Genomic DNA, 8,717 nt, shown 5'->3' with positions numbered 1-8,717 from the left:
ACAAAATCCGCAGCGCATCTCGCTTGAATTCCGCCGTGATCTTGACCTGCTTTACTCGAACCATCAAAACCTCCATCAAACCCAAATTTTAGGATGATGGCTCTCCACTTTGCCAGGGCAAGTCCACTCTGACGGCTGCGTCCGTCGAGGAGGCGGTGAAGCCAAACGTCCAGGATTTTCACTCGTGATGCGGGCCCTATCGAACCCAAACGGAGAAATGAGATGACGAAAACGATTGCCACCATTGCCGCGCTCACACTTGGCGCGGCATCCGTTCCAGTCACGGCGGCACCGGGCGAGAAGTCCACCACCATTGTGTTGGTCCACGGTGCCTTTGTCGATGGTTCTGGATGGATGGGGGTCCACAATATCCTGCGCAAGGATGGCTACAAGGTGATCGTCGTTCAAAACCCGACGACGTCGCTTTCCGACGATGTGGCGGCGACCCGCCGTGCGATCGCTGCATCCGAAGGGAGGGTGGTGCTGGTCGGTCATTCCTATGGCGGCGTGGTCATCACCGAGGCCGGGTCCGACCCGAAAGTTTCCGCGCTTGTCTATGTCGCCGCGTTCGCGCCCGATCAGGGCGAGTCCGTTTCGTCAATCGTCGCCAGTGCCCCGCCCGGCGCACCCTCGCTGCCGATCCTTGCACCGGTGGATGGTTTGCTGATGCTCGACCAGGCCAAGTTTCCTGCGGTCTTCGCGGCGGATGTGGCCCCTGACATCGCGGCGTTCATGGCGGACTCGCAGCAGCCATGGGGTGCTGCAGCACTCGACGGCAAGGTCACGATGCCGGCCTGGAAGACAAAGCCGAGCTGGTACCTGATCCCGAAAGAAGATCGGGTCATTCCACCGGCCGCTCAGCATGGGATGGCTGGCCGGGCCCATGCGACGATCCGCGAAGTTTCCGGAAGCCACGCTGTCTATGTTTCCGACCCCAAGGCGGTTGCTGGCTTGATCGAAGAGGCGGCAACCGCAAGCCTGGATGCCGAACGAGCGAGGTGATGACCCTTTTGCTCGTCACATGAGCGACCTGTGAATTTGAATCCAAAGTGCTGGGACCGCCGCCCGGCTACTGCCCGAGCGGATCCAGGCGTATCTGGTCGACGAAGCCGGACGATGGATCCGGGGAACAGCACAGAATGAAAGGTTCAGACGATGGCACTCAAGGATATCCTGCCCGGCAAGCTCGGTTTCGGCGCGGCGCCGCTCGGCAACATGTTTCGCGACATTCCCGAGGAAGAGGCGCTCGCAACCGTGGAAGCCGCCTGGAACGACGGCATCCGCTATTTCGACAATGCGCCCTTCTATGGTGCGGGTCTTGCCGAGATCCGCATGGGGGAGGCACTCGCCGGCAAACCGCGCGAGGATTATGTCATCAGCACCAAGGTCGGTCGCGTCATTCTCGACGAGATCGAGGAGAGCCCGCGCGACAATGGCGAGAAAGGCGATGTGTTCGCCTATGGCCGCCCCAACAAGGTCGTCAACGACTATAGCGAGGATGCGACCTATCGCTCGATCGAAGACAGTCTCAAGCGGCTCAAGACCGATCATATCGACATCGCCTTCGTCCATGATGTCGCCCAGGATTTCTACGGTGACGAATGGCTGAGCGTCTTTGAAAGCGCACGGCGCGGTGCCTTCCGGGCGCTCGACCGGATGCGCGACGAAGGCGTGATCAAGGCCTGGGGCCTGGGGGTCAACCGGGTCGAACCGATCGAGCTGCTGCTTGAGCTCGACGAGCCCCGACCCGACGCCTTCCTGCTCGCCGGCCGTTACACGCTGCTCGACCATGATCGTGCGCTCCAGCGCCTCATGCCCAGGGTCACGGAACGCGGGCTGGGGATCGTCGTCGGCGGTCCCTATAGCTCGGGCGCACTCGTGGGCGGCCCCAACTTCGAATATGCGCCCGCGACACCGGCGATCCTCGCCAAGGTCGCGGCGATCAAGGCGATCGCCGATCGTCACGGGATCAGCATGAAGGCTGCCGGTCTCCAGTTCGCGCTCGCCAACCCTGCCGTTGCAGCCGTGATCCCGGGCGCCAGCCGTCCCGGCCGCATCGCCGAGGATCGCGCGGCGCTGGCAGAGCAGATCCCCGCCGACTTCTGGCGCGAATTACGGGCGGCCGGTCTGATCAACCCAGCCGCCCCGCTTCCCATCACGGACTGACATTCACGTCAGCCGAAACACCAGCTCCCGGCCGAGGCAGCCTGCCTCGGCCGAAGGGCCCCTCACGTCAAAAATCAACGCCTCTCGCACGGACAGGAGAAAGACCATGCATGACCTTGAAGGAAACAAAGCGGCAGGCCTTGGCCGTCGCGAACTATTGTCGACGACTGGTGCCGCAATGGTGGCCAGCGCCGTTGCAGCCGGACCGGCGCTGGCGGCTTCAACCCCATCGAGAGAAACCAGTGCTTCGTCGGCAGCCGCGCGCAACAGCGGCCCCCTCGGTGCCCGGCTGCAGGGCGTCCAGCATTTCGGGCTGACCGTGCAGAACATGGAGCGCGCCTATGAATTCTACACCGAAGTGCTGGGCGGCACCGAGGTGTTCCGCCACGGCGATTTCCAGGGCGATCCGGTTCACAACACCCTGCTTGCCGATCAGGACATCCGGGCTAATGAGCTCCATATCGATCCGCAAACGGTCGGGGTGCCCAATCTGCGCGACGGCGACCAGCGCCTGGATGTGCGCTTCATCCAGTTCGATAATGTGGTGATCGAGCTGCTGCAATATCGCAATGCCGCAGAGCCGATGGGCGGCCCCAACAGCTTCGCACCGCCGCTCACGAACATGAGCCCGGCGTTCCCGCGGATGATGCACATCTGTTTCCATGTGCGCGACGATGTCGACTTCAACAAGTTCATCACGGATCTGGAAACGGAATCCGCGCGGCGCGGCATGGACCAAGTGCGGGCCAATCGCACCATCCGCGTCCGCACCGAAGCGGAGCGCAAGGCGGCACCGCAGAGCGCAAACACCAACAAGGTGACAGAGGCGCCATCGGACGGGTGGGAATTGATCTACTGCAAGGGCCCTGAGGGCGAGCAGCTTGAGTTCGTCAAGGCGCTCGGACCGGTGAAGCAGCGCTTCGCCAACGCGCTCGCCAAACGCCGGCAGGTGCCCGACGGCGCTCCGTGACAGCGAGGCGGAGCATGGCCTCCGCCCCCCCAACCCCACAGAGGGAGATCAATCATGTGGATCAAATTCATCCCGCTTGTCGCTGTGCTGATGGCTGCCGGTTCACCGGCAGCAGCGCAGCCGCAGGCCACAGGCATCCACTACGCTGACATTCCCGCCGGTGCTTATTCGATCGTCGCCGAAGTGCGCGCCAAGCCGGGCAAGGCAGCCGATCTGCGCGCGGCGACATTGCCGCTTGTCGCGCTGGTGCGGAGCGACCCCAAGAACCTCGTCTATTTCCTGCAGGAAGACCGGGCGGCACCGGGTCATTTCATCTTCTACGAGATCTTCGCCAGCGTGGAGGATTTCGAGGCGCACAACGCGATGCCTTACGTCAAGGACTGGTTCGCCAAGCTGCCCGATCTCGCGGAGGGTGGCGTGCAGGTGATGCGGATGGAAGTCCTGGGACATGGCCAGCACTGATATCCCCAGCACCCGGAACGACACGATCGTTCCGGGTGCGCTCGCTTCATCCCTCGGCCAGGAAGTGCTGCATACGCGGCACCGTATAATCAAGGAAAGCCCTCACGCGCGCTGGCAGAAACTGGGTGCCGCGGAACAGCGCGTGGATCTCATCCACCTCGCCAATATCGCTGTCGACAAGGATCTCGACCGAGTTCGCCGCGGGCGATCGGCTGGCGCAGATGATAGTCGGCCACCCGCACGATTATCCATGTCGCACCTGTGCCAATGCCCCATCTCCATTGTCAGCGCTGTCAATCCGCAATACCATGATGGTTAATCCCGTCTACGGTCTGGGTATCACCAAAATCTCGGATCCCGCAGTTTCCACTCACGCCGTCGGATGAGGAAACATATGGTCGCAAAACTTACCCGCGCCGAGCGGCAGTTCGCCCTGATCCTCCTTGGCCTTATGGCCCTGTGTGGCCTTGTCATGGCGGCTGGCGCCAATGACGATCTGTTCGCCCTGCATGGCGGGCTGATCCTGGCCGTTGCCGTCGGCCTGAGTTTCCTGGTCATTTCCGGACTGGACGCACCGGAGCCCCCACCAGAACGCCTTGCCGAATATTACGATGCCCCCAGTCGCGTGGCCATCGTCCTTACCATGGGATGGGCGCTGTTCGGACTGGCGGTGGGTGACTGGGTGGCCTGGATGCTGGCCTATCCGCATCTCACCGTCGATGCGGCCTGGGCCAGTTTCGGGCGTATCAGGCCCATGCACACGACAGGCGTCATTTTCGGCTTTGGCGGCAATGCGCTGATCGCAACCTCGTTCCACGTGGTGCAGCGGACATGCCGCACCCGGCTGGCGGGTCAGTTCAGCCCTTGGTTCGTGCTGCTGGGTTACAACCTTTTCTGCCTGCTGGCCGTGTCCGGCTACCCGCTGGGTATCACCCAGTCCAAGGAATATGCCGAGCCGGAATGGTATGTGGACCTCTGGCTCTGCGTGGTTTGGGTGACATATCTGGTGCTCTATCTCCGCACTCTGGCGCAACGGCGGGAGCCGCATATCTATGTGGCCAACTGGTACTATCTGGCCTTTATCGTCGTCGTTGCCATGCTGCACATCGTGAACAACATCGCGATGCCGGTGGCCTGGAACCACAGCCGCGCCTACTCCGCCTTCGCCGGTGTTCAGGATGCCATGACGCAATGGTGGTACGGCCATAATGCGGTGGCATTCTTCCTGACCGCCGGCTTCCTCGGCATGATGTATTACTATCTGCCCGTGCGCGCCCAGCGGCCCATCTTCAGCTATCGCATGTCCATCATAAGCTTCTGGGGCATCACCTTCATGTATATGTGGGCGGGCTCCCACCATCTGCATTACACGGCTCTTCCGCATTGGGTGCAAACGCTGGGCATGACCTTTTCCCTGGTCTTGCTGGTCCCCTCCTGGGGATCGGCGGCCAATGCGCTGCTGACCTTGAACGGCGCCTGGCACCGGGTGCGCGATGACGCCACCCTGCGTTTCATGATGGTGGCGGCCATCTTCTATGGTCTCACGACTTTTGAAGGATCGTTCATGGCCATCCGTGCCGTGAACTCGCTTTCTCACTATACCGACTGGACCATAGGACATGTACATGCCGGTGCCCTGGGATGGGTGGCATTCATCAGTTTCGGTGCCCTTTACAGCCTGACCCCGGCGCTTTGGGGACGTCAGCGGATGCATTCCGCCTGGGCCGTAGAGGCGCATTTCTGGCTGGCTCTGGCGGGAACCCTTATCTACGTCTTCTCCATGTGGAATTCAGGCGTCATTCAGGGGTTGATGTGGCGTACCTATGACTCGGGCGGCACGCTGGCCTATTCCTTCATCGATACTGTTGTGGCCATGCATCCCTACTACATCGCCCGCGCCGTGGGTGGGGCACTGTTCCTGGCGGGTGCTGGCATCGGCGCCTGGAATGTCTGGATGACCATCCGCAGCCCCGACACGGTATCGCAGCCGGCTGGTGGCGACCGACCACTGACCATCCTGGCGGGGGAGTGAACCCATGTTCGGACTGCATTACCGCCTGGAAAAACACGGCATGGCCCTGTTGCTGGGCATTATCTTTGTGACCTCCATTGGTGGGCTGGTGGACATCGCTCCGCTGTTCACCATCGACGAAACGGTGGAGGACGCGCCCGACATGCGGCTTTACACCCCGCTGGAGGTGGCTGGGCGCAATATCTATATCCGGGAAGGCTGCTACGCCTGCCATTCTCAGATGATCCGCACGCTTCGTGATGAGGTGGAGCGCTATGGACCTTATTCGCTGGCGGTGGAGTCCAAGTACGACCACCCGATGCAATGGGGCTCCAAACGCACCGGGCCCGACCTTGCCCGGATCGGTGGCAAGTACTCCGATGAATGGCAAGTGGCGCACCTGATCGATCCGCGTGCCGTCGTGCCACAATCGATCATGCCCTCTTACCGGTTCCTGTCCACCACGGGGCTGCGCACCGATGATCTTGGCCTGCATCTGAAAGCGTTGAGCCGGGTGGGCGTGCCCTACACGGATGAGATGGTGACCAATGCCACTGCCGACGCCATCGCCCAGGCGGGTGCGGATGGCAGCGACGGCCTGACCACCCGCTATGGCGAGGCCACGCAGGCCCGTCTCTTCGACGGCGATCCTGGCAAGGTGACGGAGATGGACGCACTGATCGCCTATCTTCAGATCCTTGGCCGCCTCACCAATGCCGCCCACGCCAACAGCCCGCCACCGGGGGAATGAGATGCCGGAGACAGGTCACGCGCTGACCCTGCTGTTCGCCAAGGGATTCGGCCTTTTCTATCTGCTGGCCCTGTCGGTGGGCACATTGATCTATGCGTTCTGGCCGGGTAGCGGCAAACGCTTCGATCATGCGGCGAAATCCGTTCTGCGGGGGGAGGACCAGCCATGAGCGGCGGGGCAGAGCGCGATCCCATCTCAGGGTACATGACCACCGGCCATGAATGGAACGGCATCAAGGAACTGAACACGCCCGTGCCCAGGGCCGTCTGGTTCTTTCTGATCACAACCGTCCTGTTCGCTGTGGTCTGGTGGGTGCTGATGCCGGCTTGGCCGCTGGGCAACACCTACACCAAGGGGCTGTTGGGCATCGACCAGCGGCAGGTGGTGCAACACGACCTGCGCCGGGCGGCGGAGCGGATGCCCCCATGGCGGGGCGCAGTGCTGCGCCTCGACTATGCCAGCATCCAGGCGGATCCTGCTCTGATGGGGCAGGTGCGTCGGCATGGTGCCGTGCTGTTCGGCGACAATTGTGCCGCCTGTCATGGGCTGGGCGGCCGCGGCGGTCCGGGTTTTCCGGCACTGGCGTCAGGTTCCTGGCTGTGGGGTGGTGCGCCAGAGGTATTGGCGGAGACCATCCGCGTGGGGATCAATTCCGACCATCCCGAAACGCGTGTGTCCCAGATGCCGGCTTTTGGACGGGACCAGATGCTGTCGCGCCCCGAAATCCTGGCTGTGCTGGGGCACGTCCGGTCCCTGTCCGGCGGTAACCCCGGCTCCGAACTGGGACGCGACCTTTTCGCGGCGAATTGCGCCGCCTGTCATGGAGAGGATGCGCATGGCGCAGTAGAGCTGGGCGCACCCAACCTGACCGATCCCACCTGGATTTACGGTGGCGATGAGGAGACGATCTTCAAAACCATCTTCTTCGGGCGGCAGGGGCATATGCCCCGCTGGGATCAGCGCCTGTCCGAGTTGGACCGCAAAGTCTTGGCCCTTTATGTCGCCGATCTGGCGGCAGGGGGTACTGATGGCACTCATTAGGCACTGGCGGACGATTCTTCTGGTGGCGGCGGGCTGTGCCCTGCTGCTGGGCGCCAATCTGCATCTGATAATGGTGGCTCTGGAAAGCCAGCCGGCCTGTGTGCCACATCAAAAGCCAGGCGTGAAGCCGGCCACCACCGGCTATACCGCTGCCAAGTCCGCCTGCTGATGGGGTGACCATGATCGCCGTTCCCGACGACAACCTCCCGCCCACCGTGCCGCCGCTGCCCCATATCAGCCCACACGCGCGGGGCCTGTCAGCCTCGGCAGCGCTCGGCTGGCTTGGTGCAGGCTGGCGCGACCTTTGGGACAATCCAGGCGGCAGCCTGACTTATGGCGTTGTCATGTTACTGATTTCCTGGCTGATGGTGGCGGGACTGGTCGGGATCGGGCGGGATTATTTCCTGTTCCCAGCCCTGTCGGGTTTTGCCATCGTGGCCCCCGCCTTCGCCACCGGGCTTTATGAGAAAAGCCGACGGCGGGGAATAGGGGAACGGATCGGGATTGGCGCGATGCTGCGGGTGAGGGCGGCATCGGGACGGCAGATTCTGTTCGTGGGCGTGCTGCTCTGCCTGCTGATGCTGCTTTGGATGCGCGCCGCCGTTTTACTTTACGCTCTGTTCTACGGCTGGCAGCCGTTTCCGGGATTGGACCATGTTGCAGCCATGCTTGTGACAGACCCGCTGGGTTGGACCTTGTTGCTGGTTGGCGGAACGGTGGGCGGCCTTTTCGCTGCCTTTGCATTCGCCATCTCCGTCTTTTCGCTGCCCATGTTGCTCGCGGAACGGCTGGATGCCTTGACCGCCATGGGCACCAGCATGGTTATGGTGTGGAACAACCTGCCCTTGATGCTGACCTGGGGGGCCATCGTCCTGGCCCTGCTGATCCTGGGTCTGCTTCCTGGCCTGTTGGGTTTGGTGCTGGTCTTTCCGGTCTTGGGCCATGCCACATGGCACGCCTATCGGGAAATGCGCTGTCGCTAGAGCATCGTGCTTTTAATCGGATGCATATCCTGCGGCCTTGAAGTAGTTCCAGCGTTCGTCTGGATCGTATAGAGGTCGCATATGTTTCCAATGGCCCTCCAGAGGTCGTCAATGGTCCTGGTCACAGTGACCTGCTGGGAGTTTGGTAGGTTGGCGCAGACAGCAAAAAGCCGCTGATCCCTTTTGAGGATCAACGGCTTAAGCATTGGATGCGGGGACAGGATTTGAACCTGTGACCTTCAGGTTATGAGCCTGACGAGCTACCGGGCTGCTCCACCCCGCGTCAGAGGTGTCAGTGGCGTTGCCACTGAAGCTTTTTGTTTGGGGTTTTTT

Annotated in this window: 11 protein-coding genes and 1 tRNA gene; 11 read left to right on the top strand and 1 reads right to left on the bottom strand. The window is 62.1% G+C overall.

Annotated elements, in window-relative coordinates:
• The first annotated feature begins 222 nt into the window (after positions 1–222).
• The 11 genes from GE253_RS25385 to GE253_RS25335 all read left to right on the top strand — a co-directional run bounded on the left by GE253_RS25385 (position 223) and on the right by GE253_RS25335 (position 8,384).
• Positions 223–1,002 carry an alpha/beta hydrolase gene (locus GE253_RS25385; protein WP_153206946.1) on the top strand — a complete coding sequence of 260 codons (780 nt, stop codon included), beginning with the start codon at positions 223–225 and terminating at the stop codon, positions 1,000–1,002.
• Between the two features lie 153 nt (positions 1,003–1,155).
• Positions 1,156–2,166: an aldo/keto reductase gene (locus GE253_RS25380; RefSeq protein ID WP_153206945.1), complete on the top strand. Its 1,011-nt coding sequence runs from the start codon at positions 1,156–1,158 to the stop codon at positions 2,164–2,166.
• Between the two features lie 106 nt (positions 2,167–2,272).
• Complete coding sequence (locus tag GE253_RS25375) at positions 2,273–3,136, top strand: VOC family protein (RefSeq protein WP_153206944.1); 864 nt, start codon at positions 2,273–2,275, stop codon at positions 3,134–3,136.
• A gap of 54 nt (positions 3,137–3,190) precedes the next feature.
• Positions 3,191–3,598: a putative quinol monooxygenase gene (locus tag GE253_RS25370; protein WP_153206943.1), complete on the top strand. Its 408-nt coding sequence runs from the start codon at positions 3,191–3,193 to the stop codon at positions 3,596–3,598.
• Complete coding sequence (locus tag GE253_RS25970) at positions 3,585–3,917, top strand: hypothetical protein (protein WP_173012838.1); 333 nt, start codon at positions 3,585–3,587, stop codon at positions 3,915–3,917. The genes GE253_RS25370 and GE253_RS25970 overlap by 14 nt, the downstream gene beginning before the upstream one ends.
• Before the next feature lie 75 nt (positions 3,918–3,992).
• Entirely contained in the window at positions 3,993–5,630 is a 1,638-nt protein-coding gene (gene ccoN / locus GE253_RS25360) for a cytochrome-c oxidase, cbb3-type subunit I (protein WP_153206942.1), read from the top strand.
• A gap of 4 nt (positions 5,631–5,634) precedes the next feature.
• Positions 5,635–6,360: a cytochrome-c oxidase, cbb3-type subunit II gene (gene ccoO / locus GE253_RS25355; protein ID WP_153206941.1), complete on the top strand. Its 726-nt coding sequence runs from the start codon at positions 5,635–5,637 to the stop codon at positions 6,358–6,360.
• A gap of 1 nt (position 6,361) precedes the next feature.
• Positions 6,362–6,529, top strand: coding sequence for a cbb3-type cytochrome c oxidase subunit 3 (locus tag GE253_RS25350; protein ID WP_153206940.1), 168 nt, complete (start codon positions 6,362–6,364; stop codon positions 6,527–6,529).
• The gene (gene ccoP / locus GE253_RS25345) at positions 6,526–7,401 is read left to right on the top strand and encodes a cytochrome-c oxidase, cbb3-type subunit III (protein WP_153206939.1); all 876 of its coding nucleotides are present in this window, start codon (positions 6,526–6,528) and stop codon (positions 7,399–7,401) included. The genes GE253_RS25350 and ccoP overlap by 4 nt, the downstream gene beginning before the upstream one ends.
• Entirely contained in the window at positions 7,388–7,570 is a 183-nt protein-coding gene (locus tag GE253_RS25340; RefSeq protein ID WP_153206938.1) for a hypothetical protein, read from the top strand. Before ccoP ends, GE253_RS25340 begins: the two co-directional genes overlap by 14 nt.
• A 10-nt stretch (positions 7,571–7,580) precedes the next feature.
• A complete protein-coding gene (locus GE253_RS25335; RefSeq protein WP_153206937.1) occupies positions 7,581–8,384 on the top strand; it encodes a DUF2189 domain-containing protein in 804 nt (267 codons plus the stop codon).
• Positions 8,385–8,590: 206 nt separating this feature from the next.
• Here the strand turns inward: GE253_RS25335 and GE253_RS25330 are convergent.
• A tRNA-Met gene (locus tag GE253_RS25330) sits at positions 8,591–8,667 on the bottom strand.
• Positions 8,668–8,717: the final 50 nt, after the last annotated feature.

This window comes from Niveispirillum sp. SYP-B3756 (genome assembly GCF_009495745.1).
In the GTDB taxonomy this organism is placed as follows: domain Bacteria; phylum Pseudomonadota; class Alphaproteobacteria; order Azospirillales; family Azospirillaceae; genus Niveispirillum.
This window is presented reverse-complemented; position numbering and strand designations above follow the sequence as displayed.

Coding starts and splice junctions, on each gene's coding strand:
- ccoP (WP_153206939.1), top strand. CDS start 6,526: ATGAGCGGCGGGGCAGAGCGCGATCCCATCTCAGGGTACATGACCACC.
- GE253_RS25350 (WP_153206940.1), top strand. CDS start 6,362: ATGCCGGAGACAGGTCACGCGCTGACCCTGCTGTTCGCCAAGGGATTC.
- ccoN (WP_153206942.1), top strand. CDS start 3,993: ATGGTCGCAAAACTTACCCGCGCCGAGCGGCAGTTCGCCCTGATCCTC.
- GE253_RS25370 (WP_153206943.1), top strand. CDS start 3,191: ATGTGGATCAAATTCATCCCGCTTGTCGCTGTGCTGATGGCTGCCGGT.
- GE253_RS25380 (WP_153206945.1), top strand. CDS start 1,156: ATGGCACTCAAGGATATCCTGCCCGGCAAGCTCGGTTTCGGCGCGGCG.
- GE253_RS25335 (WP_153206937.1), top strand. CDS start 7,581: ATGATCGCCGTTCCCGACGACAACCTCCCGCCCACCGTGCCGCCGCTG.
- ccoO (WP_153206941.1), top strand. CDS start 5,635: ATGTTCGGACTGCATTACCGCCTGGAAAAACACGGCATGGCCCTGTTG.
- GE253_RS25375 (WP_153206944.1), top strand. CDS start 2,273: ATGCATGACCTTGAAGGAAACAAAGCGGCAGGCCTTGGCCGTCGCGAA.
- GE253_RS25385 (WP_153206946.1), top strand. CDS start 223: ATGACGAAAACGATTGCCACCATTGCCGCGCTCACACTTGGCGCGGCA.
- GE253_RS25340 (WP_153206938.1), top strand. CDS start 7,388: ATGGCACTCATTAGGCACTGGCGGACGATTCTTCTGGTGGCGGCGGGC.
- GE253_RS25970 (WP_173012838.1), top strand. CDS start 3,585: ATGGCCAGCACTGATATCCCCAGCACCCGGAACGACACGATCGTTCCG.